We start from the raw sequence: 25945 nt of genomic DNA on the forward strand, positions 1-25945 counted from the left end.
GCCTTCAGGTTAACGACCGCTAACGACCCTGTCTAGAATGAATCCCCATGAGCACCCATGCCGCCGCCCGCGTCGCGGCCCCCACCCGCCGCGAGCAGATCCTCCGGGAGGCCGCCCGCCTCTTCGCCGAGCGCGGCTTCCACGGTGTCGGCGTGGACGAGATAGGCGCCGCCGTCGGGATCAGCGGCCCCGGCCTCTACCGGCACTTCCCCGGCAAGGACGCGATGCTCGCCGAGTTGCTGGTCGGCATCAGCGAACGCCTGCTGGAGGGCGGCCGCCTCCGGGTCGCGGAGGACGCCGACCGGGGTGACGGCTCCCCGGAGGCCCTGCTGGACGCGCTCATCGAGGGCCACATCGACTTCGCCCTCGACGACCGCCCCCTGATCACCCTCCACGACCGGGAGCTGGACCGGCTGCGCGACACGGACCGCAAGCGGGTGCGGCGGCTCCAGCGCGAGTACGTCGAGGTCTGGGTCGGCGTCGTCCGCGCCCTCTACCCCGCGCTGCCCGAGAACCAGGCCCGGGTCACCGTGCACGCCGTCTTCGGCCTGCTGAACTCCACCCCGCACCTGGCCCCGCCCGACGCCCGACCCAACCGCGAGGCCACCGCGGTGCTGCTGCACCGGCTGGCCCGGGGAGCGTTCGCAGCGGCCGCCGACCCCTCCTGAGCGGCGGGGACCCCTCCTGGGCGGCGGGGACCGCTCCTGAGCGGTGGGGACCGCTCGTAACCCCCCTGCTCCTCGTGAGCAACCTCCCGTGCCGCGTGGGCAACCTCCTGGGAAAGGTGAACGTCTGTCCGGGCAGGACGAGAGGAAACGGGGGCCGGATCATGGCCGTCTCACTGGGCGAAGAGATCATGCTGCTGTCGCTGGACGACGCGAGCGGCGCGGCGAAGGGGGAGAGCGCGGCCCGCTGGGGCGTGGCCGCGGGGATGCTCCTGGAGCTGGTCATGGCGGGTCCGGTCACGGTCAAGGGTGGCTGCGTCGAGGTCTTCGACCCGACCCCGACCGGCGACGCCCTGCTGGACGGACGGCTCGACCGGCTGACGCGCTGGGTCCACGAGACCTCCACCACCCGCAAGGTCACCGCCTGGCTGACCCGGGACCACGCCAAGGGCTCCCAGGACGTCGTGGACAGCCTCGTCGCCCGCGGCCTGGTGACCGAGGAGAAGCACCGGGCGCTGGGCGTCTTCCCGGTGCGCCGCTACCCGGAGGCCGACGGCTCCGTCGAGCGGGAGCTACGGGCCCGGCTGGCCGCGGTCGTGCTGGACGGGGCCGAGCCGGACGCCCGCACCACCGCGCTGGTCGCGCTGCTGCACGCCACGGGGATGCACCCGCAGGCCTTCCCCGGCCTGCCGAGGAAGCGGGTGGCGCCACGCATGGCGGAGATCGCCGACGGCCACTGGGCGGGCGTGAGCGTGCGGGAGGCGATCCGCAACGTCCAGGCGGCGATCTCCGCCGTCACTGTGGTGACCGTGCTCTCGGTGGTGTCCTGAGCCGCCGGTCCCCTCCCGGGCCGCTCCTCTTCCCGTTCCCGGGCGTCGGCGCTCCTGGGGTCCGGAGGGTCAGGCGGGCGTGAGGTGCGTGTCCGCCCAGGCCGCGAACGAGGTCACCGGAATCCCGAGTTCCCGGGCGAGCCGGGGGTGGGCCGGCTGGGTGACCGCGTTGCTCCACAGATGTCCGGCGCCCCACGAGGGCATATCCGCCGCGAGCGCCTCGTCCAGGCTCATCGCCGGGGCCTCCACCGGTACGCCCCAGGCCGCGGACAGCACCTCGGCGACCTGCGTCATGGTGAGCCGGTCTCCGGCCAGCTCCAGCTCCACCCGGTGGAAGCGGTCGGGCTCCAGGACGGCGTGGGCCGCCGCCGCGCCGATGTCCTCCGTCGCCACCAGGGCCACTGTCGTGTCCGGCAGCAGGACCGTCGCGAGCCCGCCCGCGGGCCCGTGGGGCGCCAGTTGCGGCAGGTTGTCCATGAAGAAGGCGGGCTTGACCACGGTCCAGCGGTCGAACCCCGCTCCGCGCACCCGCTCCAGGATCGTCTGCTTGGTGGCGAAGTAGCCCTCCAGGGCCGCCCATCGGCCCTCCGCCCAGCCCGGAGTCTCCGTGTGCCGCCCGACCCCGCTGGTCGAGGACTGGACGAAGTGCGGCACGCCCGCCGCCCGCGCCGCCTCGATCAGGTTCGTCGCCTGGGCCAGCTCCCCGGCGAAGTCGACGCCCTTCTCGCTCATCGGCGGCATCTGCACGGAGAACACCGCCCGCACGCCGTCGCACGCCGGGTCCAGCGTGGCCCGGAGAGTGAGGTCACCGGTGACCAGCTCGGCCCCCAGCGCCTCGACCTCCCGGGCGCGCGGCGCGTGCGGGTCGCGTACCAGCGCGCGCACCGGCACCCCGGCGGCCAGCAGGGCGCGGGCGACGGCCCCGCCCTGGCGCCCCGTGGCCCCGGTGACCAGGACGGGCGCGGAGGCGGGTGATCCTGCCGGCGCGGACTGCCCCGAGGGCGCGGACTGCCCGGCCGGTGCGGCCTGTTCTGAAGGTGCGGCCTGTTCTGACGGTGTGGACGGTCCGGTCGGTATGGACGGTGATGCCATGGCGCGGTCTCCTCGCAGCTCACGAACGGTAAACGGCGGGGCCCGCCGTTTCGTGTCGGCTACGATATGGCGGACCCCGCCACTTAGCAAGGAGAGCCCGTGAGGGAGACCCCGTGACCGGTCAGCGCTCGGACGCCCGCCGCAACTACCTCCGCATCCTGGCCGTCGCCGAGGAGGAGGTCGCGCGCCACGGCGCCGCCGCGTCCCTGGAGCAGGTGGCCCGTACCGCGGGCGTCGGCTCCGCCACCGTGCGGCGCCACTTCCCCACCCGCCAGGCGCTGCTCGAAGCCGTCTTCCTGGAGCGCGTCCAGGCCCTCCACGCCCGTGCGTCCGCGCTGACCGGAGCGGACGACAGCCGGGCGGCCCTGCTCGACTGGCTGCACGACCTCGTCCGTTACGCCGTCTCGGCCCGGGGGTTCGCGGACGCCCTCACCTACGAGCCGCCCACGGACGACCCCGGCGCCCCGCACTCCTGCGGGACGGCTCTGGAGAGTGCGGCCGCCCCGCTCCTGGACCGGGCCCTGACCGACGCGGTGGTCAGGCCGGGGACCACCGTCCACGACCTGATGACCCTCGCCGTGGGCATCGCCCTCGCCACCGAGCACCACACCGAGCCGTCCGTCCAGGCCGACCGCCTCCTCACCCTCGCCGTCGAAGGCCTCAGCCCCGCCCCGCGCCCCTGACCGCGACGGCCCCGCCCGACCCCGCGCCCGGGGGCACCGGCGTACCGGCACGCGGCGGCGTAGTGGACACGTGCCGCGGCCTCCGGCGTACGGAGCCCAGGCGGCGGGCATCCGGCGTACGGGACACGTGCCGAGAGCTCCGCTGTACGGAACACGTGCCGAACGTTCCGGCGTACGGGACACCTGTGGCGGCGTCCGGCGTACGGGACGCCCGGCGCGGTCCGGGCCCCGGGCGGCACAATGGAGCCATGCCGATACCCAGCCGCGCCGCCCTCGTCGACCACCTCGTCCGTACGCGTATCGCGGGCGACGTGGCCACGCCTCGCGACAACAACCTCTCCCACTACCGCAAGCTCGCCAACGGCGACCGCCACTACTGGCTGGGCCTGGAGCTGGGCGACCGGTGGACCGACGAGCAGGACGTCCTCGCCGTGATGGCCGAGAGGTGCGGCGTGAACGACGACCCCGCGCACCGGCAGGGCCAGGACACCATCGACCCGGAGCTGACCGTGGACGCCCTGGAGCGGATGGCGGCCCGGCTGCGCAAGGCCGCCGACGCCCGCGAGCGGGTCCTGTTCGCCACCGGCCACCCCGGCGGCCTGCTGGACGTGCACCGGCAGACCGCGGACGCCCTGCGCCGGGCGGGCTGCGAGATCGTCCGGATCCCCCCGGGGCTGATGGCGGACGAGGGCATGGTCTTCCAGTTCGCCGACGTCGCGATGCTGGAGCGCGGTGCGACGCTCTGGCACACCCACTCCCCGGCCCCGATGGCCGCCATCCTGGACGCCCTGGCCCACCAGGGCCGCCCGCTCCCCGACCTGGTCGTCGCGGACCACGGCTGGGCGGGGTGCGCCGGGCAGCGCGGTCTGGACGCGATCGGCTACGCGGACTGCAACGACCCGGCCCTCTTCCTCGGCGAGGCCGAGGGCACTCTCCAGGTCACCGTCCCGCTGGACGACCACGTCACCGATCCGCGCTTCTACGACCCGATGACGGACTACCTGCTGCACGCGGCGGGGCTGCTGGAGGAGGAGCCCGCGGCGCCGGTCACCGGTCGGCCCGCCCCCGAGCGGCCCGGGACCCGGGTGACCGGCGAGGAACCCGCCGCGTAGGGGGCCTGGATCGCGCCGCAGGTCAGGCGCGCGGGTGCGACCGCCGTCCGCCGCGCCCCGGCGTCGGGTCCAGATAGACCCGCTGGACCGACGGGAACCGCTCCCGCAGCCGGGCCTCCGCCTCGTCGCACGCCCACTCGACCTCCTCGGCGGTGGCCATGTCCCGGAAGTCGACCTTCGCGGCGATCAGGATCTCGGTCGGGCCCTGGATGAGCGTGGTCAGCTCCAGGACGTCGACGACGTGCGGGACCGACAGCAGCTCCTCGCGCACCCCCGCCCGCATCGCCGGGGGCAGCGGCCGCCCGATGAGCAGCTGGGCGTTGGACCGGCCCAGCACCCAGGCCACGTACACGAGCAGCAGACCGATCAGGCAGGACGCGACCCCGTCCCAGATGCCCGATCCCGTCAGCTGCCCGCCCAGCAGCCCGCCCGCCGCCAGCACAAGCCCGATCAGGGCCGCCGAGTCCTCCATGACGACGGCCTTGACGGCGGTGTCGGGGGTGTGTCGCAGGTAGTAGGCGTCCGGCACCCGCAGCCGGGACGCCTCCCGCCGCACCTGCTTGACGCCGGTGCGCAGTGAGTAGCCCTCCAGCAGGAACGCGACGCCGAGGACGATGTAGGAGACGAGCGGATCGCCCAGCTCCTCGCCCGCGATCAGCGTGTGCACCCCGTCGTAGACGGAGAAGACGGCCCCGCCGACGAACGTGGCGATGGAGGCGAGCATCGCCCAGATGTAGCGCTCGGGGCCGTAGCCGAGCGGGTGCTCCTCGTCGGCCGGTTTCTCGCTCCGCTTCAGCGCGGTGAGCAGCATGACCTCGGTGACGGTGTCGGCCACCGAGTGGGCGGCCTCCGAGAGCATCGCGCTGGAGCCGCTGATCAGCCCGGCGACGGCCTTCGCCACGGCGATACCGAGGTTGGCGAGGGCCGCCACGATCACCGTGAACGTGGACTCCCCGCCCGCGTCCGTTCCCTCCCCGCCCGTTTCCTCCGCGTCTGCTGCTTTCGCGTCACTCATGGTGGGGAGTATGTCCGACCCGGCCCGCTGGCCGGAGCTCATCCCCGGGGAGGGCGGAGCCGCGTCGGCCGGAGCTCATCCCCGGGGAGGGCGGAGCCGCGTCGGCCGGAGCTCATCGCCCGGGAACGCCGGGCCGCCGCGTCGCGGGGCGGGCGCTCAGCGCCGGGGAACCCGGACGACGCCCTCCTGGATGACGGTGATCGCGAGGCGGCCGTCGGCGGTGTGGATACGGGCCTGACCCAGCCCCCGCCCGCCGGAGGCCGACGGCGACTCCTGGTCGTACAGCAGCCACTCGTCCGCCCGGAACGGCCGGTGGAACCACATCGCGTGGTCCAGGCTCGCCCCGACCACGTCCCCGACCGCCCAGCCGCCCCGCCCGTGGGCCAGGAGCACCGAGTCCAGCAGGGTCATGTCGGAGACATAGGTGGCCATGCAGACATGCAGCAGCGGGTCGTCCGCGAGCTTGCCGTTCGTCCGGAACCACACCTGCGAACGCGGCTCGCGCGCCTCGCCCGCCGTGGCGAAGGGCGGCGCGTCCACGTAGCGCAGGTCCACCGCCTCCCGCGCCTCGGCCAACCGGTCCACCACCCCCGGATCGCTGAAGCGGTCCGCGTACCGGGGCAGCATCTCGGCGGCCGTCGGCAGGGTCTCCGGATCGGGGGCGGCGGGCATGTCCGCCTGGTGCTCCAGCCCTTCCTCGTACACCTGGAAGGACGCCGAGAGGTGGAAGACGGGCTGCCCGTGCTGGACGGCGACGACCCGGCGGGTGGTGAAGGACCGCCCGTCGCGGATGCGGTCGACGGTGTAGACGATGGGCGCGCCCGGATCGCCCGCCCGCAGGAAGTACGCGTGCAGGGAGTGGGCGGCCCGGTCGGCGGGGACGGTGCGGCCCGCGGCGACCAGCGCCTGGGCCGCGACCTGTCCGCCGAACACCCGGGGGATGAGCGCGCTGCGGCTCGCGCCCCGGAAGATGTCCCGCTCGATCCGCTCCAGGTCGAGCAGATCGAGCAGGGAGTCCAGTGCCGCGCTCATGAGGAGGACGTCGTCGTCGCCGGACCGGCTGCCGGAGCGGTCACAGCCCCATCGACTTGGCGATGATCGACTTCATGACCTCGCTGGTGCCGCCGTAGATGCGGTTGACGCGGTTGTCCGCGTACAGCCGGGCGATCGGGTACTCGTTCATGAAGCCGTAGCCGCCGTGCAGCTGGAGGCAGCGGTCGATCACGCGGTGCGCGACCTCGGTGCAGAACAGCTTGGCGGAGGCGGCCTCGGCCGCCGTCAGCTCGCCGGCGTCCAGGGCCTCCAGCGCGCGGTCGGCGACGGCCTGGGCAGCGTCCACCTCGGCCTGGCAGGCGGCCAGCTCGAACTTGGTGTTCTGGAAGGAGGCGACGGTCTTGCCGAAGACCGTGCGGTCCCGCACGTACTCCTGGGCGAACCGGACGGCCGCCGCGGCCTGGGCGTACGCGCCGAACGCGATGCCCCAGCGCTCGGAGGCCAGGTTGGTGCCGAGGTAGCCGAAGCCCTTGTTCTCCTCGCCCATGAGGTCCTCGACCGGGACCCGCACGTCGACGAACGCCAGCTCGGCGGTGTCGGAGGTGCGCAGGCCCAGCTTGTCGAGCTTGCGGCCGACCGAGTAGCCCGCGGACTTCGTGTCGACGGCGAAGAGGGAGATGCCGAAGCGGCGGTCGTCCTCCCGCGGGGCGGCGGTACGGGCGCAGACGATGACGCGGTCGGCGTGGACGCCGCCGGTGATGAAGGTCTTCGCTCCGTTGAGGACGTAGTGCGTGCCGTCCTCGGACAGCTTGGCGCTGGTCTTCATGCCCGCGACGTCGGAGCCGGTGCCCGGCTCGGTCATCGCCAGGGCCCACATCTCCTCACCGGACGCGAACTTCGGCAGCCAGCGCTTCTTCTGCTCGTCGGTCGCGAGCATCTTGATGTACGGGAGACCGAGCAGGGTGTGCACGCCGGAGCCGCCGAAGGTGACCCCGGCGCGGGCGGTCTCCTCGTAGATGACGGCCTCGTACTTGTGCGAGTCGATGCCCGCGCCGCCGTACTCCTCATCGACCTCGATGCCGAAGATGCCCAGCTCGCCGAGTTTGAGGTAGAAGTCGCGCGGCGCCTGGCCGGCGGCGAACCACTCGTCGTAGACCGGCACGACCTCGGCCGCGATGAAGGCGCGGATGGTCTCCCGGAACGCCTCGTGGTCCTCGTTGAATACCGTACGGCGCACGGGATGCCTCCTTGGTCGGCGGTCGGTTCGCGGAGCGCGCGGTGCGGACGGCGAATGCGCGACGCACGCGGCGCTAAGCGCTTGCTCAGACTCCGTTCGAAGTTACCCGCCGGTTGGGTCCGGTGTCCAGCGTGATGCTCGGCACCCGGGGCCGATTGTCAGTGGCGTGGGGGAGGATCGGAACGGACCACGACGGACGTTCGGGAGGCCCGGCTGCGGGAGCCGTGGCACGTGGGGAGTGGCACGTGGGGACTGCTGAGTGGGGACTGGGAAGTGGGGACTGGGAGTGGGGAGTGAGAAGGTGGGGACGTGAGACTGGAGGACCTGGCCCGGCTGCGCCGCGCCCGCGACCGCATGGACCGCGAGTACGCCGAACCGCTCGACGTCCCCTCGCTCGCCCGCGCCGCCCTGATGTCGCCCGGCCACTTCTCCCGCAGCTTCCGCGCCGCCTTCGGCGAGACCCCGTACAGCTACCTCATGACCCGCCGGATCGAGCGGGCCAAGGCGCTGCTGCGCCGGGGCGACCTCTCGGTCACGGAGGTCTGCTTCGCCGTCGGCTGTACGTCGCTGGGCTCGTTCAGTTCGCGCTTCACGGAGCTGGTGGGGGAGACCCCGAGCGCCTATCGGGCCCGGTCGCACGACGCCGGCGAGGCCATCCCGGCCTGCGTCGCCAAGATGCTCACGCGACCGGTCAGGAATGGAGAAGCGCATCCACAGCGGTGACCGTAGCGTGAAACGCATGGACATCAAGCTCTCGCAGTGCTTCATCGCCGTCGACGACCACGACAAGGCGCTCGCCTTCTACCGCGACGCCCTGGGAATGGAGGTGCGCAACGACGTCGGATTCGAGAACATGCGCTGGGTGACCGTGGGGTCCCCCGCCCAGCCGGACGTGGAGATCGTCCTCGAACCGCCGCTCGCGGACCCCAACGCCCCCGAGGCGGACCGGCGGACCATGGCCGAGCTGCTCGCCAAGGGCATGCTGCGCGGCGTGATCCTCACCTCCGAGGACGTGGACGCCGCCTTCGAGCAGGTCCGCGCCGCGGGCGGTGAGGTCCTCCAGGAGCCGATCGACCAGCCCTACGGCGTCCGGGACTGTGCCTTCCGCGACCCTTCCGGCAACATGCTGCGCATCACCCAGTCCGGCAAGAAGTAGCCCGCGCCGTTCACGGGGCCGGAGCCCACCGGGCCCGGCCCCAGCCATGACCCCGGTCCCGTGAACGGGTGGAAACCCACGCACCAGCAGGCTCGGCGCACCAGCGGCGGCCAGTGAGGGAGAGACGACGAGCATGGCTCCGAGAACGAAGACCACGCAGCCGCGCGCGCCGCACGCCGCCGACAGCCACGATCTGATCCGCGTGCACGGCGCGCGGGAGAACAACCTCAAGGACGTCAGCATCGAGCTGCCGAAGCGCCGGCTGACGGTGTTCACCGGCGTCTCCGGGTCGGGCAAGAGCTCGCTGGTGTTCGCCACCATCGCCGCGGAGTCCCAGCGGCTGATCAACGAGACGTACAGCGCCTTCGTCCAGGGCTTCATGCCCACCCAGGCCCGGCCCGACGTCGACGTGCTGGACGGGCTGACGACCGCGATCATCGTCGACCAGCAGCGGATGGGCAGCGACCCGCGCTCCACGGTCGGCACCGCCACCGACGCCAACGCCATGCTGCGCATCCTCTTCAGCAGACTCGGCACCCCGCACATCGGCCCGCCCGGCGCCTTCGCCTTCAACGTCCCCTCCGTGACGGCGAGCGGCGCGATCACCGTCGAGCGCGGCAACAAGAAGGCCGTGAAGGCGACCTTCAGCCGCACCGGCGGCATGTGCCCCCGCTGCGAAGGCCGCGGCACGGTCTCCGACATCGACCTCACCCAGCTCTACGACGACTCCAAGTCGATCGCCGAGGGCGCGTTCACCATCCCCGGCTGGAAGTCCGACAGCTGGTGGACCGTACGGACGTACGCGGAGTCCGGCTTCCTCGACCCGGAGAAGCCGATCGCCAAGTTCACCAAGAAGGAGATGCGGGACTTCCTCTACCGGGAGCCCACCAAGGTGAAGGTGGAAGGCGCGAACCTCACCTTCGAGGGACTGATCCCCAAGATCCAGAAGTCCTTCCTCTCCAAGGACCGCGAGTCGATGCAGCCGCACATCCGCGACTTCGTGGACCGGGCGGTCACCTTCACCACCTGCCCCGACTGCGAGGGAACCCGGCTCACCGAGGGCGCCCGCTCGTCGAAGATCAGGAAGATCTCCATCGCGGACGCCTGCGCCATGGAGATCCGGGACCTCGCGGAGTGGGTCCGGGACCTGGACGAGCCCTCGGTGGCCCCGCTGCTCGCCGCGCTCCAGCAGACGCTCGACTCGTTCGTGGAGATCGGCCTCGGCTACCTGGCGCTCGACCGCCCCTCGGGCACGCTGTCCGGCGGTGAGGCGCAGCGCGTCAAGATGATCCGCCACCTCGGCTCCTCGCTCACCGACGTCACCTACGTCTTCGACGAGCCCACCATCGGCCTGCACCCGCACGACATCCAGCGGATGAACGAGCTGCTGCTGCGCCTGCGCGACAAGGGCAACACGGTCCTCGTCGTGGAGCACAAGCCGGAGGCCATCGCCATCGCCGACCACGTGGTCGACCTCGGGCCCGGGGCCGGTACGGGCGGCGGCACCGTCTGTTTCGAGGGCACCCTGGAAGGCCTCCGGGCCTCCGGCACCGTCACCGGCCGCCATCTCGACGACCGGGCCGCCCTCAAGGAGGAGGTGCGCGAGCCGACGGGGGCACTGGAGATCCGCGGCGCGACCTCGCACAACCTCCGCGACGTCGACGTCGACATCCCGCTCGGCGTGCTCACCGTCGTCACCGGGGTGGCCGGTTCCGGAAAGAGTTCCCTGGTCCACGGCTCCATCCCGGCGGGCGAGAACGTCATCGCGATCGACCAGAGCCCCATCCGCGGTTCGCGCCGCAGCAACCCGGCGACGTACACGGGCCTGCTCGACCCGATCCGTAAGGCCTTCGCCAAGGTCAACGGCGTGAAGCCCGCGCTGTTCAGCGCCAACTCGGAGGGCGCCTGCCCCACGTGCAACGGCGCGGGCGTCATCTTCACCGACCTCGGCATGATGGCCAGCGTCTCCAGCCCCTGCGAGGACTGCGGGGGCAAGCGGTTCCAGGCCTCGGTCCTCGACTACCACCTCGGCGGCCGCGACATCAGCGAGGTGCTGGCGATGCCGGTCTCCGAGGCGGAGGAGTTCTTCGCCTCCGGCGAGGCGAACACCCCCGCCGCGCACAAGATCCTCCAGCGCCTCTCGGACGTCGGCCTCGGCTATCTGAGCCTCGGCCAGCCGCTGACCACCCTCTCCGGCGGCGAGCGCCAACGCCTGAAACTGGCCACGCACATGGGCGACAAGGGCGGCGTCTACATCCTGGACGAGCCGACCACGGGCCTGCACCTCGCGGACGTGGAACAGCTCCTCGGCCTGCTGGACCGCCTGGTGGAGTCCGGGAAGTCGGTGATCGTCATCGAGCACCACCAGGCGGTCATGGCCCACGCGGACTGGATCATCGACCTCGGCCCCGGCGCGGGCCACGACGGCGGCCGCATCGTCTTCCAGGGCACCCCGGCCGACCTGGTGGCCGCCCGCTCGACCCTGACGGGCGAGCACCTGGCGGAGTACGTGGGGGAGTGAGGCGGGCGGTTCCGGCTCGGCCGACGACGGGCGACGGGCGACGGGCGACTGGTGGCGGCAGTGGCGCGGCGACGGGCGACTGGTGGCGGCAGTGGCGCGGCGACGGCAGTGGCGGCAGTGGCCTGGCGGGATTGCTGGTGGCGGCAGTGGGCACGGCGGTGGCCGGTGGCGGGGCGACAGCGCTGGTGCTGGCGCGGCGGGATTGCCGGCGGCGGTGGGGTCAGGGCGGGCTGATGCGATGGCGCAGCCAGGAGCCGATGCCGTCGAGGGCGGTCGCGGCGAGGGCGGTGGGGTGGCCCGTGAAGCCGTGGGGCGCCGCGGGGTAGACGCCGAGTTCGACGTCGTTGCCCGCCGCCGACAACCGGCCCGCCAGCGCGAGGTTGTCCTCCAGGAGCACGTCGTCGGCGCCCACGACCAGCAGTGTCGGGGGAAGCCCGGTCAGGTCGCCGTAGAGGGGGGAGATGTCGGGGGCGGTGCGGTCGGGGACATGGCCCGCGTACGCCTGGATGAAGTACTCGTCCGCGTAGAGGCGGCCGCCCGGAGTCTGCCCGCTCAAGTCGTAGGCGCCGAACCGGAGTGCGGCGGCGGAGAACCGGTCGCCGAGGCCGGCGTCCTTCAGCCGCAGCAGCGTGGCCAGGGCGAGGTTGGCCCCCGCCGAGCTGCCGCCGATCGTGAGCCGGGAGGTCCCGAAGCGGGCCTCCGCCTCCTCGGCCAGCCACAGCGCGGCCGCCTCGCAGTCGTCGGGCGCGGCGGGCCAGGGGTGTTCGGGGGCCAGCCGGTAGTCGACGCCGACGACGGCGATGCCCAGGGCGTCCGCGAGCGCACGGTGCCGTACGTCCCCGCGGGCGGCGGAACCGGAGTAGAAGCCACCGCCGTGGATGCCCAGGTGGATCGCGCGCGGCGGCCCGTCGGCGGGCAGCAGGATCCGCACCGGTACCCGCACGCCCCCGGCCTCGATGGTCTCCTCGACGGCGGGCGGCTCGGCGGGACGGAAGCCGGTCATCCGCTCCCGTACCTCCGCCAGCTCATCGGCCGAGGCGGGCCCGCGCCGCGCCGGCCGCGACGCGTAGAAGCCGCGCGCCTCCTCGATCTGCCCGGGGGGTACGTCGACCAGGAGCGCGTCCCGTGCCAGGCGCATGCGTCCTCCTCGTCCGTTCGGGTCTGTCGGCGGCATGCTATCGCCGCTCACCCGGGCCCCACCGCCTGCCGCCGGGCCGGACATGACGTCTGTCATGAACAGTGATGACAGGGCGCACGGCTGAGGCAGAGGACTGGGGAAACCATGGGGAACATGGAGAACGAGATGCTCATCGCGGAAGATCTGACGCTGCTGATGATGGACGACAAGTCGGGGGCCATCGCGGGGGAGGCAACGCTCTACTACACGCTGGGCGGGGCGGTGCTCGTCGAACTCGGTATGGGCGGCTACATCAGCGCCGACCCGAACGACCAGGGGTTCAACGGGGTGAAGGTGCACGCCGCCACCGGCCGCGCCCCGTCCGACCCCGTGCTGCGGGCGGCCCAGGACAAGGTCGGTGAACGGGTACGGGGCGTGCAGACGCTGCTCATCGAGATCGGTACGGGGATGCGGGAGACGGTTCTCGACCGGCTCGTCGAACGGGGCGTGCTGCGCCAGGAGACCAAGAAGACCCTGGGCCTGTTCCGTACGACGTCGACGAGGATCGCGGACACCGGACACAAGAAGGCTCTGGTGGAGCAGGTGCGGGCCGTGCTGATGGACGGCGCGGAGCCCGACGAGCGCACGGCCGCGCTGACCGGGCTGCTCTCCGCGAGCGGCACCCTGCCGACCCTGCACCGCTCGATCCCGTGGTCCGGCAAGGTGTACAAGCGGGCCAAGGAGCTGGAGCAGACCATGTGGGGCGCGGAAGCGGTGAACGCCGCCGTGCTGCGGACCGTGGCGGCGGTCTCGGTGGGAACGGCCGCCGCGGTCACCAACTAGGCGGTCACCGGCGAGACGGTCACCGACCAGGCCGCGCGGCGGCCGAGATGGGCGTGGGGCGGGCGGCCCCGCTCAGGCGGGGCGGCGGGCCGCCCACGTCTCACGCGTGGAGCGTACGACGAGGTCGTCCCGGTGGCGTACGTCCTCGCTGCCGCCGTCGACGAGCCGGTCGAGCGCGGCCAGGTCCTCGGGGCCGACCCGCCCTTCGAGGGCGGTCCGGATCCGTTCGAAGACCAGGAAGGCGTACCGCCCCGCCTCCTCGGGCAGGGGCGCGCGCAGCTCCCACCGCTCGGTGCGCTCCTGCTCCACGGGGAGTCCGGCGGCGGCGAGCAGGATGCCCCAGTCGGCGCCCCGGTGCGGCATCCGCTCGGCGTGCAGCCCGTCGAGAGCCTCGCGGCAGCGGGCCTCCAGCGCACCGGCCGCCCCGCCCTCGGGCAGGAAGGCCGGCATCCCGTCCACCTCGGCGACGGCCAGCAGCCCGCCGGGACGCAGCGCGGCGCGGACGCCGGCGAGGGCGGTGGCGGGGTCGTCCAGGTGATGCAGGGACGCCGACGCCCAGACGAGGTCGGCGTCCACGACCCCCGGCAGCCCTGCACCGGCATCGGCCTCCAGCGCCCGCACCCGCTCGCCGAGCCCCCGGTCCCGGGCGGTCGCGACGAGCCGTTCGAGCATCTCGGGGGAGCTGTCGACGGCGGTCACCCGGGCGGTGGGGAACTGTTCCAGCAGGGCGAAGGTCCCACTTCCGGTGCCGGACCCGAGGTCGACGATGTGCCGGACGCCGTCCCCGGCCAGACAGGCGACGCGCCCGGTGAGCGCGGTCAGGTGGGGCGCGAAGAGGGCGGCGTCGAGATCGAGGATCTCGGCAAGCCCCTCCGGCGTCGCGCCCTCGGAGCCACCATGGCCACCGGAACCGTCGTGCGTGCCGTGGCTGCCGTGGCTGTCGTGGCCGCCGTGGTGCTGGCGGTGGCCGTCGTCCGAAGGGTGTCCGTGCTGCTGCTGTCCGTAAGCCATGGACCCGAGCGTACGAGGCACTTGCCCCAAGTGCATGCTCTGTTGCCGATACGGCAAGAAGGTGGCACGGCGCGCTGCCTCGCACGCAAGGGGAAACCGAGCTCGTCCGTAACGGGGGGCCTGTCTCGTACGCCCCCGCCGCCTCACCCGTGCCGCAGCGCGAACCACAACTCGGCCCGGACGTCCATGTCGTCCAGGTTCACATCGAGCAACGCCGCGCAGCGGCCCACGCGTTGGCGGACGGTGTTGCGGTGGACGGCGAGAGCCACCGCCGTGCGGTCCCAGTTGCCGTGCAGGGAGAGCCAGCAGCGCAAGGTGTCGGCCAGGGGCTCGGTGAGCGGGGCGAGCAGGGTGCGGGCGTGGGCGGCCGCCTGGTCGGGCGGGACCAGGGCGGCGAGGCCGCGCGCGGGGGCATCCACCGTCAGCGGGGCGCGGGTCGCCTCCGCGTGGGCCAGGGCGCGGGCGGCCAGGGTGTCGGCGGCGTCGAGCGCGGTGACGGGAGTGGGGGCCGATACGCCGAGCGTCCAGCCGGGCTGCGGGGCGATGGCCGGGAGGGCGACCGCCCCGGACCCGGGTTCCTCGGGGCCGCCGGGTCCCGGTACCAGCACCCGGACCGCGTCGCCGCCGCCCCGGCCCGCGTCCACCAGGGCCGAGCCCAGGGACGCGCCCAGCGCGCCCGCCGTCAGGGCGTCCGCGGGGGCGCCGTCCGTGCGGCGGGCGTGGATCACCGTCCACGGGCCCTCCGGCCCGAGCAGCGGGGCCGCCTCGGCGGGGGAGGCGCCGAGCAGCATCCGGACCAGGGCCGCCGAGCGGCCCGCCGCGTCCGCCCCCTGGTGGGGAGCGGTGAGGAGGGACAGCAGGACCACCGCGATGCCCGCCACCGTGTGATCACCGGACTCCCGCCGCCCGGTGGCCAACGCCAGGACCAGGCCCTCCCCACCGCCGAGCGCGTAGGCGGCCAGATGCGTGTCGCCGTGGCTGTCGGTGGCCGACGCGGGGGAGCCGGGGCGCTCCCGGGCGACCACGCGGGCCAGCCTGGCCAGTGCCGACGCCGTCGCCGGCGCGAGGGGGCGCCCCGCCGCGCGGCTCTCCTCGCCCCCCGCCGTCAGCAGGACCGCCCGGCCGCCGAGCTGCGCCGCCAGCTGGTGCAGCACCGCTGGTACGGGGTCGGGGCGGGCAGCCGCCGTCGACAGCGCCTGCTGGGCCCGAGCCACCCGGCGCAGCTCGCGGTGGCGGGCCTCGGCCATCAGCCGCCACACCGCCCGCGCGATCGCGGTGAACGGGGTCGCGGGCGGCACCTCCAGCAGCGGCAGCCCGTACCGGTCGCACGCCTCGACCAGCGCGTCCGGCACGCTCTCGTGCACCGGGCGCACCCCGAACCCCAGCGCCGCCGCCCCCGCCTCCACCAGCCGTGCGACATAGCGGTCCGGGTCCGTCAGCAGCACCCCGGCGCTCAGCAGCAGCTCGCCGCCGAGGAGGTACGGATACGGGTCCGCCATCTCCGAGGTGTGCACCCAGAGCAGCTCGGCCTCGGCCGGGCCCGCGATCCGGCGCAGGCCCAGGTCCTTGCTCGCCAGCAGCTCCGTCAGGCGGATGGGCGGGGTCGGCGGGCCGGGGGGCGAGGACGGGGGCTGCGGGGGTGTGGTGTCTGCGGGAGGGATCGGCATGGACGGTTCATCCATTCAGCTCGGCAAGAGTGGAGGAAACGTACACTTCAGCGTCGGCTTTCGGCCACCTACCGTCTTCCTCGCACCTGCATCTGTTTGCGCGAGACGGAGGGAAGCCCATGGCTGTCGACTACGCCGTGATCGTCGTCTACCTGGCCGGCATGCTCGCCATGGGCTGGTGGGGCATGCGCCGCGCCAAGTCCAAAGCCGAGTTCCTGGTCGCCGGACGCCGCCTCGGGCCCGCCATGTACTCCGGGACCATGGCCGCCATCGTCCTCGGCGGCGCCTCGACCATCGGCGGCGTCGGCCTCGGCTACCAGTACGGGCTCTCCGGCGCCTGGATGGTCCTCACCATCGGCTTCGGGCTCCTCGCGCTCTCCGTCTTCTTCTCCGCGCGGATCGCCCGGCTGAAGGTCTACACCGTCTCCGAGATGCTCGACCTGCGCTACGGCGGGCGGGCCGGAATCATCTCCGGTGTCGTCATGTGGGCGTACACCCTGATGCTCGCGGTCACCTCGACCATCGCGTACGCCACCATCTTCGACGTCCTCTTCGACGTGAACCGCACCGTCGCCATCGTCCTCGGCGGCGCCATCGTCGTCGCCTACTCGACGCTCGGCGGCATGTGGTCGATCACCCTGACCGACATGGTCCAGTTCGTCGTGAAGACCATCGGGCTGCTGCTGCTCCTGCTGCCCATCGCGGTGGTCAAGGCCGGCGGCTTCAGCGAGATGAAGGCGCAGCTGCCCACCGAGTACTTCGACCCCCTCGGCATCGGCGGCGAGACGATCTTCACCTACGTCCTGATCTACACCTTCGGCATGCTCATCGGGCAGGACATCTGGCAGCGGGTGTTCACCGCGCGCAGCGACCGGACGGCGCGCTGGGGCGGCACCGTCGCCGGTACCTACTGCCTCGTCTACGCCATCGCCGGGGCCGTCATCGGCACCGCCGCCAAGGTCATGTACCCGGACCTGGCCAGCGCCGACTCGGCCTTCGCCACGATCGTCAAGGACGAACTGCCGGTGGGCGTGCGCGGACTGGTGCTCGCCGCCGCCCTGGCCGCCGTCATGTCGACCTCCTCCGGCGCGCTGATCGCCTGCGCCACCGTCGCCAACAACGACATCTGGTCCCGGCTGCGCGGGGTCGTGGCCCGGGGCGGCGGGGACGGGAGCGGCGACGGACCGCACGACGAGGTCAGGGGCAACCGGGCGTTCATCCTCATCATGGGCATCGCCGTCATCCTCATCGCCATCGCGCTGAACGACGTGGTGCAGGCGCTGACCGTCGCCTACAACCTCCTCGTCGGCGGGCTGCTCGTGCCGATCCTCGGCGGGCTGCTGTGGCGGCGCGGCACGGCGGCCGGGGCGCTGGCGGCGGTGGGCGTGGGCGGACTCACGGTGATCGGACTGATGGCGTACTACGGCATCCTCGCCAACCAGCCCATCTACTACGGGCTGCTCGCCTCGCTGACCGTGTACGTCCTCGTCTCGCTGGCCACCCCGCCCACGGACGCGGCGGTCCTCGCCGCCTGGCGCGAGCGGCTGGCGGGGCGCGGAGGGGCGGGGGCCGAGGCCGCCGCGCCGGATCCCTCCGCCGCATCCGGTGTGCCCGCCGCCTCCGGCCCGTCCGGAGCCTGAGAACAGCGGCACCGCCCTCCCGCCGGGCCGGGCCCGGAGGGGCCGGGTTCCTCGCCCGAGGGCTCTTCGCCCAAGGCCCCTTCGCCCGGGAGCCGAGGGCCGGGAGCCCGGCGTCGGGCCCCACCTCAGGGCCCGGCGTCGGGCCCACCCCAGGGCCCGGCGCCGCACCGGACCCCGCACACTTGAACCGTACGAAACCGAAGGAAAGGCACCCCCACCCCATGAGCAGCATCGGATCGCCGCGCGGCCCCGTCGACTCCTCCCGCGTCCCCCGGTACGCCGGGCCCGCGACGTTCGCCCGGCTGCCCCGGCTCGACGAGGTCGGCCGGGCCGATGTCGCCGTGGTCGGTGTGCCCTTCGACTCCGGGGTGTCCTACCGGCCCGGCGCTCGCTTCGGCGGCAACGCGATCCGTGAGGCGTCCCGGCTGCTGCGCCCGTACAACCCGGCCCAGGACGCCTCCCCGTTCGCCCTCGCGCAGGTCGCCGACGCCGGGGACATCGCGGCGAACCCGTTCAACATCAACGAGGCCGTCGAGACGGTCGAGAGCGCGGCCGACGACCTGCTGGGCACCGGCGCACGCCTGATGACCCTCGGCGGCGACCACACCATCGCCCTGCCGCTCCTGCGCTCCGTCGCCAAGAAGCACGGGCCCGTCGCCCTGCTCCACTTCGACGCCCACCTGGACACCTGGGACACCTACTTCGGTGCCGAGTACACCCACGGCACCCCGTTCCGCCGGGCCGTCGAGGAGGGCATCCTCGACACCTCCGCCCTCTCCCACGTCGGCACCCGCGGCCCGCTCTACGGCAAGCAGGACCTGACCGACGACGAGAAGATGGGCTTCGGCATCGTCACCTCCGCCGACGTGATGCGGCGCGGTGTCGACGAGATCGCCGACCAGCTGCGCGCGCGCATCGGGGACCGGCCGCTGTACATCTCCATCGACATCGACGTGCTCGATCCGGCGCACGCCCCCGGCACCGGCACTCCGGAGGCGGGCGGCCTCACCTCCCGCGAGCTGCTGGAGATCCTGCGCGGGCTCGCCTCCTGCCACCTGGTCTCCGCCGACCTGGTGGAGGTCGCCCCCGCGTACGACCACGCCGAGATCACCTCCGTGGCCGCCTCGCACACCGCGTACGAGCTGACCACGATCATGTCCCGGCAGATCGCGACGGAGAAGGCAGAGAAGGCGGAGAGGGAGCAGATCGCGGGGGATAAGGCGGCAAAGGAAGCCGAGGACGCCAAGTGAGCCACGACCACGACGACCGGCCGCGGCTCACCGCCGCCCAGGCCGCCGCCGCCCTGAATCCGCCGCCCGGCCGCAACGGCGGTGACCTCGTCGTCGAAACCCTTCAAGGGCTCGGCGCGACCACCGTGTTCGGGCTGCCCGGTCAGCACGCGCTCGGCATGTTCGACGCGCTGCGCCGCTCCTCCCTCCGCTACGTGGGACTCCGCGTCGAGAACAACGCGGGGTTCGCGGCCGACGCGTACGGCCGGATCACGGGCGAGGTGGCCCCGCTGCTGCTCTCCACCGGACCCGGCGCGCTCACCTCGCTCGCCGCGCTCCAGGAGGCGGCCGCCGCTTCCGCGCCCGTCCTCGCGATCTCCAGCCAGATCCCGGCGGCGGGGCTCGGCGGCGGGCGGCACGGCTATCTGCACGAACTGCGCGACCAGCAGGCCTCCGTCCGCGACATCGTGAAGTCCGTGCACACCGTGCGGACCGCCTCGCAGATCCCGTCCGCGATCGCCGCCGCCTGGGAGTCCGCGCTCACCGCCCCGCACGGACCGGTCTGGGTGGAGATCCCGCAGGACGTGCTGCTCGCCGTGACCACGCTGCCGGTCGTCAGCGCCATGGACGCCACCCCGCGCGAGCTCTACCCGCGCCCCGAGCTGACGGTCGCCGCCGCGCATCTGCTGTCGAACGCCGAGCGGCCCGTGATCATCGCGGGCGGCGGGGTCGTCCGCTCCGACGCGTCCGGCAAGCTCCTCGCACTGGCGGAGAGGATCGACGCGCCGGTCGTCACCACCTTCGGTGGCAAGGGCGCCTTCCCGTGGGAACACCCCCTGTCGCTGCGCTCCTGGCTGGAGGACCGGCACACCACCGACTTCCTGGAGGACGCGGACGTCCTGCTCGTCGTCGGCTCCGGACTCGGCGAACTCTCCTCGAATTACCACACCTTCCGCCCGCGTGGCCGGGTCGTCCAGATCGAGGCGGACGCCGGGAAGCTGGAGTCCAACCACCCCGCGCTCGGCATCCACTCCGACGCCCGCGAGGCGCTGGCCGACCTGCTGGAGGCGGTGGAGCGCCGCGAGGACCCGGCGGCCGCCGAGCGCGTACGGACGGTGCTGGAGAAGGTACGGGTCCGGATCGCGGCCCAGGAACTCACCCTGGAGCAGCAGGTCCTGGCCGCCGTCCGCGAGGCGCTGCCCGACGCCTCGCCCAGCTTCTGGGACATGACGATCCTCGCCTACTGGGCCTGGTCCGCGTTCGACGCCCGCCGCCCCAACACCATGCACTCCGCCCAGGGCGCGGGCGGCCTCGGCTACGGCTTCCCGGCCGCCATCGGCGCCGCGGCCGCCGACCCGACGAGGCCGGTGCTCGCGGTTTCCGGCGACGGGGGCGCGATGTACTCCATCGCGGAGCTGGCCACCGCGCGCCAGTACGACCTGCCGCTGACGTGGCTGATCGTCGACGACGGGGGATACGGCATCCTGCGCGAGTACATGACGGGCGCCTTCGGCGAGGCCACCGGCACCGAGCTGTCCCGCCCGGACTTCGTCGCCCTCGCCGAGTCCTTCGGCGTCCCGGCCGTACGGACCACTCCGGAGTCGCTCGCCGCCGACCTCTCCAAGGCGCTGACGGTCCCGGGGCCGTCCGTCGTGGTGCTTCCGGCCCTGCTGCGGATGTTCGAGCCGACGCACCTCTGAGGCCGGGCGCGGGGGCGGCCCGCGCGGGCTACCCCTGGGCCGCCCGTGGAGCCGGGGCGTCTACGGCTTCCGGCTCTTCCGGGAGGGAGACCCGCGCGGCCGCTTCCGGTGCGTCGCCGTCGAGGTCGGTGAACGCCACGCGGATACTGCTCTCGAACAGTTCCATTCGGAACACCGCCTCCATGGCGCGCGCCAGCCGTGCCAGCAGCGGCACGGTGGGGACCGTACCGCCCAGTTCCAGCTTCGAGACCTGCGGCTGCGTCATGCCGGCGCGCCGGGCCAGCTCGGTCTGCGAGAGGCCGAGGGCGACCCGCCGGTCGAAGACGGCCTGACCCAGATCGAACGCGAGCGAGATCTCCTCACGTCGCCGCTCCACCTCGGGCTCTTCGGAGATTCCCTGGGCGACCTTCTCGTCCCGGGACAACTTCCAGCGTGCGTGGCTGACCATTACCGCTTCTCCTTCTTCTCCTCGTCGGCTGTGCGCGTGTACACGTCGTGAGCTGCCCGGTGCTCGGTCTCGCAGAGCGCTTTGGCGCGCTTGGCGCGAGCGACCTCGGCCGTCTCCCGCTGCCGGGTCTTACGGAAGACGGTAAGCAGAACGATCCGGCGATCCGGCGCGAGCCAGTAGGGAATCCGGGTCGCGAGCCCCGAGCGGCCGAGGCTGAACCGCAGCTCGCGGACACCGTCGCCAAGATGCCGGGAGTACGGCTCCCCGAGGGTTGTGGGGTGCTCCCGCAACAGGTCGGCGACGTGCTCGACCACGAGAAAATCGTTGAACGGCAGGTTCATCAACCACAGTCGAACCTCGGGTTCGATCTCGATCACATAGGGCGTTTCCATATGCTGGAACATATAGATGCTCCAGTGTATGCCGCTCGCCTTCCTCGCGCAGTCACTCGCAAGAGTGGCCTGGTCCGCCGTGTTGTCACGGACCCCTCCCACCCCCCAGGGATGAAATCCGCCCCCCGCCGTGTTGGCCCCTCGGGAAGATCCGACCGGACGGGAGGCGACGCGTGACGGGCGCAGAGCGACAGGGGTGGGGCCGGCGGCTGACCGGGTACGCGTGGCGGTACCGGCGCAACGTCGTGCTCGCGCTCGGATCCTCGCTCGCGGGGATGGCCGTCATGGCCCTCGTCCCGCTCATCACCAAGGTGATCATCGACGACGTGGTCACCGACCGGACCCGCTCCCTGGCGCTCTGGACGGGGCTGCTCGTCGGGGCCGCCGTCCTCGTCTACATCGCCACCTACATCCGCCGCTACTACGGCGGACGGCTCGCCCTGGACGTCCAGCACGACCTGCGGACGGACATGTACGCCTCCGTCGTCCGGCTCGACGGGAAGCGGCAGGACGAGCTGTCCACCGGGCAGGTCGTCGGGCGGGCCACCAGCGACCTCCAGCTGATCCAGGGGCTGCTGTTCATGCTCCCGATGACCATCGGGAACATCCTGCTCTTCCTGATCTCCCTGGTCGTCATGGCCTGGCTCTCCCTGCCGCTGACCCTCGTCGCCCTCGCCGTCGCCCCCGCCCTCTGGTACATCGCGCGCCGCTCCAAGACCCGCCTCTTCCCCGCCACCTGGTACGCCCAGAGCCAGGCCGCCGCCGTCGCCGGAGTCGTCGACGGGGCCGTCTCCGGGGTCCGCGTCGTCAAGGGGTTCGGCCAGGAGGACCAGGAGACCGGCAAGCTCCGCGAGGTCGGCCGCAGGCTCTTCGCCGGGCGGCTGCGCACCATCCGGCTCAACTCCCGCTACACCCCCGCCCTCCAGGCGGTGCCCGCGCTCGGCCAGGTCGCCATGCTGGCGCTCGGCGGCTGGCTGGCCACCCGGGGCGAGATCACCCTGGGCACGTTCGTCGCCTTCTCCACCTACCTCGCCCAGCTCGTCGGCCCGGTCCGGATGCTCGCCATGGTCCTCACCGTCGGCCAGCAGGCCCGCGCCGGTGTGGAGCGCGTCCTGGAGCTGATCGACACCGAGCCCTCCCTGAAGGACGGCACCAAGGAGCTGCCCGCCGACGCCCCGGCCGGGATCGAGTTCGACGACGTACGGTTCGGCTACGCCCCGCCCCCGTCCGACACCGGCGCCGACACCGGCCCCGGAGGCGGAGCACCGGGGCGCCCGGTCCTGGACGGGTTCTCGCTCACCGTCGAGCCCGGCGAGACCGTCGCGATCGTCGGCGCCTCCGGCAGCGGCAAGTCCACCCTCTCGCTCCTGCTGCCCCGCTTCTACGACGTCTCCCACGGGGCCGTCCTCATCGGCGGCCACGACGTCCGCGAGCTGACCCAGTCCTCCCTGCGCGCCGCCATCGGGCTGGTCCCCGAGGACAGCTTCCTGTTCTCCGACACCGTCCGCGCCAACATCGCCTACGGCTTCCCCGACGCCACCCAGGAGCAGATCGAGACCGCCGCCCGTGCCGCCCAGGCCCACGGGTTCATCACCGAGCTGCCGAACGGTTACGACACCACCGTCGGCGAACACGGGCTCACCCTCTCCGGCGGCCAGCGCCAGCGCGTCGCCCTCGCCCGCGCCATCCTCACCGACCCCCGGCTGCTCCTCCTCGACGACGCGACCTCCGCCGTCGACGCCCGCGTCGAGCACGAGATCCACGAGGCGCTGAAACGTGTGATGGAGGGGCGCACCACCCTCCTCATCGCCCACCGCCGCTCCACCCTCCAGCTCGCCGACCTCATCGCCGTGCTGGACGGCGGGAAGCTCGCCGCCGTCGGCACCCACGAGGAGCTGGAGCGCACCTCCTCCCTCTACCGCCGGCTGCTCACCGACCCCGACGAGCTGGGCGGCGCCTCGCCCGGCCACCGGCCCCGCACCGCCGGGACGGATCCCGGGGGCGAGAGGGCCCTCCAGGAGGAGCTGGACGCCGAGTTCGACGCGGAGCGCGGCATCACGCCCGAGCTGTGGATCCGCCGCGAGGAGGAGCGGGACACCACCGTCGCCGGGACGCCCGCCACCCCCGAACTCCTCGCCCAGGTCGAGGCCCTGCCGCCCGCCACGGACACCCCCCAGGTCGACGAGGCCGCCGCCGTGCGCCCCGAGGAGTCCTACGGGCTGCGCCGGCTGCTGCGCGGCTTCGGCCGGGCCCTGCTCATCAGCCTCGGGCTCGTCGCCGTCGACGCGGGCATGGGCCTGCTGCTGCCGGTCCTGATCCGGCACGGCATCGACGAGGGCGTCACCCAGGTCTCGATCGGCGCGGTGTGGGCGGCCTCCGCCGTCGCGCTGGGCGTCGTGCTCGTCCAGTGGGCCGCCCAGATCGGCGAGACCCGGATGACCGGCAAGACCGGCGAACGGGTCCTCTACTCGCTGCGGCTGAAGATCTTCGCCCAGCTCCAGCGGCTCGGCCTCGACTACTACGAGCGCGAGCTGACCGGCCGCATCATGACCCGGATGACGACGGACGTGGACGCGCTCTCCACGTTCCTCCAGACCGGTCTGGTCACCGCGTTCGTCTCCGTGGTCACCTTCTTCGGCATCCTCGTCGCCCTGCTGATCCTGGACGTGCAGCTGGCCCTGGTCGTCTTCGCGACCCTGCCCGTGCTGATCGTCGGCACCTTCTTCTTCCGGCGCAGCAGCGTCAAGGCGTACGAACTGGCCCGGGAGCGCATCAGCGGCGTCAACGCCGACCTCCAGGAGTCCGTCGCCGGTCTCCGTATCGTCCAGGCCTTCGGCCGCGAGCAGGACGGCACCGCCCGCTACACCGAGCGCAGCGACGACTACCGCCAGGCCCGCGTCCGCGGCCAGTGGCTGATCTCGGTGTACTTCCCGTTCGTCCAGCTGCTGGCGTCCGTGGCCGCGGCCGCCGTCATCATCGTCGGCGCGGGCCGGATCGAGGCGGGCACGCTGACCACCGGCGCGCTGGTGGCCTACCTCCTCTACATCGACCTGTTCTTCGCCCCCGTCCAGCAGCTCTCCCAGGTCTTCGACGGCTACCAGCAGGCCGCCGTCTCCCTCGGCCGCATCCAGGAACTGCTGCGCGAACGGCCCTCGACGGCCGACCCGGACGAGCCGCTGGACGTGCTCTCGCTGCGCGGCGAGATCGCCTTCGAGGACGTCTCCTTCGCGTACGGGGACGAGGAGGAGGCCCTCACCGGTGTCGACCTGCGCATCCCGGCCGGGCAGACCGTCGCCTTCGTCGGCGAGACCGGGGCCGGGAAGTCGACGCTGGTCAAGCTGGTCGCCCGGTTCTACGACCCCACCGGGGGCCGGGTCACCGCGGACGGCACCGATCTGCGCAGGCTGGACATGACCGCCTACCGGCACCGCCTGGGCGTCGTCCCCCAGGAGGCGTACCTCTTCGCCGGTACGGTCCGCGACGCCATCGCCTACGGGCTGCCCGACGCCACCGACGCCCAGGTGGAGGCGGCGGCCCGCGCGGTGGGCGCGCACGAGATGATCGCCACGCTGGAGGGCGGCTACCTCCACGAGGTCGCCGAGCGCGGCCGCAACCTCTCCGCCGGACAGCGCCAGCTCATCGCGCTCGCCCGCGCCGAGCTGGTCGACCCGGACGTGCTGCTGCTCGACGAGGCCACCGCCGCCCTGGACCTCGCCACCGAGGCCCTGGTCAACCAGGCCACCGACCGGCTGACGGGCCGCCGCACCACGCTGGTGGTCGCCCACCGCCTGACCACCGCCGCCCGCGCCGACCGGGTCGTGGTGATGGACCACGGGCGCGTCGTCGAGGACGGCACCCACAAGGAGCTGCTGGCCCTGGACGGGCGGTACGCCCGGCTGTGGCGCACCTTCATCGGCGAGGACATAGGGGAGGACGAGCCCGCCGGGGTGTGACCCGCGGGCGCAACCACCCGGGGGCCCGCTGCGTCGTAGCCAGGGGCGCACAGATGCGTACGGCTGTCAGGTGGGGGCGAGCGTGTTCGACAAAGCGGCGGGACCGGCGCGGCCGACGCGCCCCGGGGGAACGACGGGCCCCGGGACAGCGGTGGCACGGCCCGGGACAACGGCACGGCCCGGGGGAGCGGTGCGGCCCGGGACCGCAGCGGCGCGGCGGCCGGTCCTGGTCCACCTCCTCGTACTGCCGCTGATCGCCGGTCTGGCGCTGCTGGCCGGTGCCCCCGGAGCCGCGCAGGCCGCCTCCGGCTGCTCCGGCCGGCCCGCGAAGACGGTCGGGTTCGCCACCGGTGAGCTGCGCGTCTACAAGGCCCGCGCCTACGTCTGCGCCGTCACCGTCGCCAAGAAGCCCGGGAAGCGGCGGGTCATGAGCGTCACGCTCCAGCCGCGCGGCGGACGCGCCGTCACCGACCGGGGCTCGTACACGACGATGGCGGGTCCGGTCACCGTCAACGCCCTCAACCGCTGTGTGCGGGCCGCCGGTTCCATCGGGAAGAAGTCGGTCTCCACCGGCTGGATCCTCTGCTGACCCCGCGCGCCGCGCCCGGTGCCGGAGGAGCGCGGGTCTGGCGTGGCACGCG

At 73.1% G+C, this 25945-nt stretch carries 22 protein-coding genes; 13 read left to right on the plus strand and 9 right to left on the minus strand.

Translation table 11 applies throughout. From position 1 onward, the window contains the following. Nucleotides 1-47 precede the first annotated feature (47 nt). Together ACIRRU_RS07785 and ACIRRU_RS07790 are read left to right on the plus strand one after the other, a co-directional pair. Nucleotides 48-668 carry a TetR/AcrR family transcriptional regulator gene (locus ACIRRU_RS07785; RefSeq protein ID WP_403677518.1) on the plus strand — a complete coding sequence of 207 codons (621 nt, stop codon included), beginning with the start codon at nt 48-50 and terminating at the stop codon, nt 666-668. A gap of 161 nt (nt 669-829) precedes the next feature. Continuing rightward, nucleotides 830-1495 carry a GPP34 family phosphoprotein gene (locus ACIRRU_RS07790; protein ID WP_403677521.1) on the plus strand — a complete coding sequence of 222 codons (666 nt, stop codon included), beginning with the start codon at nt 830-832 and terminating at the stop codon, nt 1493-1495. A gap of 69 nt (nt 1496-1564) precedes the next feature. On the opposite strand, the gene ACIRRU_RS07795 is transcribed toward ACIRRU_RS07790, so the two are convergent. Continuing rightward, entirely contained in the window at nt 1565-2587 is a 1023-nt protein-coding gene (locus tag ACIRRU_RS07795) for an NmrA family NAD(P)-binding protein (RefSeq protein ID WP_403677524.1), read from the minus strand. Nucleotides 2588-2700: 113 nt separating this feature from the next. Between ACIRRU_RS07795 and ACIRRU_RS07800 the strand changes: the two genes are divergently transcribed. Both ACIRRU_RS07800 and ACIRRU_RS07805 read left to right on the plus strand, forming a co-directional pair. Next, nucleotides 2701-3270, plus strand: coding sequence for a TetR/AcrR family transcriptional regulator (locus ACIRRU_RS07800; protein WP_403677527.1), 570 nt, complete (start codon nt 2701-2703; stop codon nt 3268-3270). Between the two features lie 248 nt (nt 3271-3518). Further along, nucleotides 3519-4382, plus strand: a complete 864-nt coding sequence (locus tag ACIRRU_RS07805; RefSeq protein WP_403677530.1) for a phosphatase — start codon at nt 3519-3521, stop codon at nt 4380-4382. 22 nt (nt 4383-4404) lie between these two features. On the opposite strand, the gene ACIRRU_RS07810 is transcribed toward ACIRRU_RS07805, so the two are convergent. From ACIRRU_RS07810 to ACIRRU_RS07820, 3 genes are all read right to left on the minus strand, one after another. Continuing rightward, the gene (locus tag ACIRRU_RS07810; RefSeq protein ID WP_403677533.1) at nt 4405-5397 is read right to left on the minus strand and encodes a cation diffusion facilitator family transporter; all 993 of its coding nucleotides are present in this window, start codon (nt 5395-5397) and stop codon (nt 4405-4407) included. Between the two features lie 156 nt (nt 5398-5553). Next, nucleotides 5554-6429: an acyl-CoA thioesterase gene (locus tag ACIRRU_RS07815; RefSeq protein ID WP_403677536.1), complete on the minus strand. Its 876-nt coding sequence runs from the start codon at nt 6427-6429 to the stop codon at nt 5554-5556. Between the two features lie 40 nt (nt 6430-6469). Further along, nucleotides 6470-7627, minus strand: coding sequence for an acyl-CoA dehydrogenase family protein (locus ACIRRU_RS07820; RefSeq protein WP_403677538.1), 1158 nt, complete (start codon nt 7625-7627; stop codon nt 6470-6472). Nucleotides 7628-7936: 309 nt separating this feature from the next. Between ACIRRU_RS07820 and ACIRRU_RS07825 the strand changes: the two genes are divergently transcribed. From ACIRRU_RS07825 to ACIRRU_RS07835, 3 genes are all read left to right on the plus strand, one after another. Beyond that, nucleotides 7937-8350, plus strand: coding sequence for a helix-turn-helix transcriptional regulator (locus ACIRRU_RS07825; RefSeq protein ID WP_363199641.1), 414 nt, complete (start codon nt 7937-7939; stop codon nt 8348-8350). A 16-nt stretch (nt 8351-8366) separates the two neighbouring features. Further along, entirely contained in the window at nt 8367-8783 is a 417-nt protein-coding gene (locus tag ACIRRU_RS07830; protein ID WP_403677541.1) for a VOC family protein, read from the plus strand. 133 nt (nt 8784-8916) lie between these two features. Next, on the plus strand, nt 8917-11304 hold the full coding sequence (locus tag ACIRRU_RS07835) for an ATP-binding cassette domain-containing protein (protein ID WP_403677544.1): 2388 nt from the start codon (nt 8917-8919) through the stop codon (nt 11302-11304). Between the two features lie 220 nt (nt 11305-11524). Here the strand turns inward: ACIRRU_RS07835 and ACIRRU_RS07840 are convergent, their stop codons facing one another. Beyond that, entirely contained in the window at nt 11525-12442 is a 918-nt protein-coding gene (locus ACIRRU_RS07840; RefSeq protein ID WP_403677547.1) for an alpha/beta hydrolase, read from the minus strand. 153 nt (nt 12443-12595) lie between these two features. Here ACIRRU_RS07840 and ACIRRU_RS07845 point away from each other — a divergent pair, with 153 nt between their 5' ends. Continuing rightward, nucleotides 12596-13264 carry a GPP34 family phosphoprotein gene (locus ACIRRU_RS07845; protein WP_403677550.1) on the plus strand — a complete coding sequence of 223 codons (669 nt, stop codon included), beginning with the start codon at nt 12596-12598 and terminating at the stop codon, nt 13262-13264. Nucleotides 13265-13336: 72 nt separating this feature from the next. Here ACIRRU_RS07845 and ACIRRU_RS07850 read toward each other — a convergent pair whose 3' ends face one another. Both ACIRRU_RS07850 and ACIRRU_RS07855 read right to left on the minus strand, forming a co-directional pair. After that, nucleotides 13337-14275, minus strand: a complete 939-nt coding sequence (locus ACIRRU_RS07850; RefSeq protein WP_403677553.1) for a class I SAM-dependent methyltransferase — start codon at nt 14273-14275, stop codon at nt 13337-13339. Between the two features lie 143 nt (nt 14276-14418). Continuing rightward, nucleotides 14419-15957 (minus strand): PucR family transcriptional regulator ligand-binding domain-containing protein, encoded by a 1539-nt coding sequence (locus ACIRRU_RS07855; protein WP_403677556.1) that lies wholly within the window; start codon nt 15955-15957, stop codon nt 14419-14421. Nucleotides 15958-16061: 104 nt separating this feature from the next. Between ACIRRU_RS07855 and ACIRRU_RS07860 the strand changes: the two genes are divergently transcribed. The 3 genes from ACIRRU_RS07860 (at nt 16062) to ACIRRU_RS07870 (ending at nt 20511) form a co-directional block, all read left to right on the plus strand. Beyond that, a complete protein-coding gene (locus ACIRRU_RS07860; protein WP_403677559.1) occupies nt 16062-17582 on the plus strand; it encodes a sodium:solute symporter in 1521 nt (506 codons plus the stop codon). A 221-nt stretch (nt 17583-17803) separates the two neighbouring features. Next, nucleotides 17804-18832, plus strand: a complete 1029-nt coding sequence (gene speB, locus ACIRRU_RS07865; protein ID WP_403677562.1) for an agmatinase — start codon at nt 17804-17806, stop codon at nt 18830-18832. Continuing rightward, nucleotides 18829-20511, plus strand: a complete 1683-nt coding sequence (locus ACIRRU_RS07870) for a thiamine pyrophosphate-binding protein (RefSeq protein WP_403677565.1) — start codon at nt 18829-18831, stop codon at nt 20509-20511. The genes speB and ACIRRU_RS07870 overlap by 4 nt, the downstream gene beginning before the upstream one ends. Before the next feature lie 28 nt (nt 20512-20539). Here the strand turns inward: ACIRRU_RS07870 and ACIRRU_RS07875 are convergent, their stop codons facing one another. Both ACIRRU_RS07875 and ACIRRU_RS07880 read right to left on the minus strand, forming a co-directional pair. Further along, entirely contained in the window at nt 20540-20959 is a 420-nt protein-coding gene (locus tag ACIRRU_RS07875) for a helix-turn-helix domain-containing protein (protein WP_403677568.1), read from the minus strand. Next, a complete protein-coding gene (locus ACIRRU_RS07880; RefSeq protein WP_403677571.1) occupies nt 20959-21351 on the minus strand; it encodes a type II toxin-antitoxin system RelE/ParE family toxin in 393 nt (130 codons plus the stop codon). The genes ACIRRU_RS07875 and ACIRRU_RS07880 overlap by 1 nt, the downstream gene beginning before the upstream one ends. Nucleotides 21352-21524: 173 nt before the next feature. On the opposite strand from ACIRRU_RS07880, the gene ACIRRU_RS07885 reads away from it, so the two are divergent. Continuing rightward, complete coding sequence (locus tag ACIRRU_RS07885) at nt 21525-25304, plus strand: ABC transporter ATP-binding protein (protein WP_403677574.1); 3780 nt, start codon at nt 21525-21527, stop codon at nt 25302-25304. A 190-nt stretch (nt 25305-25494) separates the two neighbouring features. Next, complete coding sequence (locus ACIRRU_RS07890; protein ID WP_403677577.1) at nt 25495-25893, plus strand: hypothetical protein; 399 nt, start codon at nt 25495-25497, stop codon at nt 25891-25893. Nucleotides 25894-25945 lie beyond the last annotated feature (52 nt).

This window comes from Streptomyces sp. NPDC101181 (assembly GCF_044767975.1).
Taxonomy (GTDB): Bacteria; Actinomycetota; Actinomycetes; order Streptomycetales; family Streptomycetaceae; genus Streptomyces.

Coding starts and splice junctions, on each gene's coding strand:
- ACIRRU_RS07785 (WP_403677518.1), top strand. CDS start 48: ATGAGCACCCATGCCGCCGCCCGCGTCGCGGCCCCCACCCGCCGCGAG.
- ACIRRU_RS07880 (WP_403677571.1), bottom strand. CDS start 21,351: ATGGAAACGCCCTATGTGATCGAGATCGAACCCGAGGTTCGACTGTGG.
- ACIRRU_RS07835 (WP_403677544.1), top strand. CDS start 8,917: ATGGCTCCGAGAACGAAGACCACGCAGCCGCGCGCGCCGCACGCCGCC.
- ACIRRU_RS07855 (WP_403677556.1), bottom strand. CDS start 15,957: ATGGATGAACCGTCCATGCCGATCCCTCCCGCAGACACCACACCCCCG.
- ACIRRU_RS07860 (WP_403677559.1), top strand. CDS start 16,062: ATGGCTGTCGACTACGCCGTGATCGTCGTCTACCTGGCCGGCATGCTC.
- ACIRRU_RS07845 (WP_403677550.1), top strand. CDS start 12,596: ATGGAGAACGAGATGCTCATCGCGGAAGATCTGACGCTGCTGATGATG.
- ACIRRU_RS07850 (WP_403677553.1), bottom strand. CDS start 14,275: ATGGCTTACGGACAGCAGCAGCACGGACACCCTTCGGACGACGGCCAC.
- speB (WP_403677562.1), top strand. CDS start 17,804: ATGAGCAGCATCGGATCGCCGCGCGGCCCCGTCGACTCCTCCCGCGTC.
- ACIRRU_RS07790 (WP_403677521.1), top strand. CDS start 830: ATGGCCGTCTCACTGGGCGAAGAGATCATGCTGCTGTCGCTGGACGAC.
- ACIRRU_RS07805 (WP_403677530.1), top strand. CDS start 3,519: ATGCCGATACCCAGCCGCGCCGCCCTCGTCGACCACCTCGTCCGTACG.
- ACIRRU_RS07795 (WP_403677524.1), bottom strand. CDS start 2,587: ATGGCATCACCGTCCATACCGACCGGACCGTCCACACCGTCAGAACAG.
- ACIRRU_RS07840 (WP_403677547.1), bottom strand. CDS start 12,442: ATGCGCCTGGCACGGGACGCGCTCCTGGTCGACGTACCCCCCGGGCAG.
- ACIRRU_RS07830 (WP_403677541.1), top strand. CDS start 8,367: ATGGACATCAAGCTCTCGCAGTGCTTCATCGCCGTCGACGACCACGAC.
- ACIRRU_RS07815 (WP_403677536.1), bottom strand. CDS start 6,429: ATGAGCGCGGCACTGGACTCCCTGCTCGATCTGCTCGACCTGGAGCGG.
- ACIRRU_RS07875 (WP_403677568.1), bottom strand. CDS start 20,959: ATGGTCAGCCACGCACGCTGGAAGTTGTCCCGGGACGAGAAGGTCGCC.
- ACIRRU_RS07810 (WP_403677533.1), bottom strand. CDS start 5,397: ATGAGTGACGCGAAAGCAGCAGACGCGGAGGAAACGGGCGGGGAGGGA.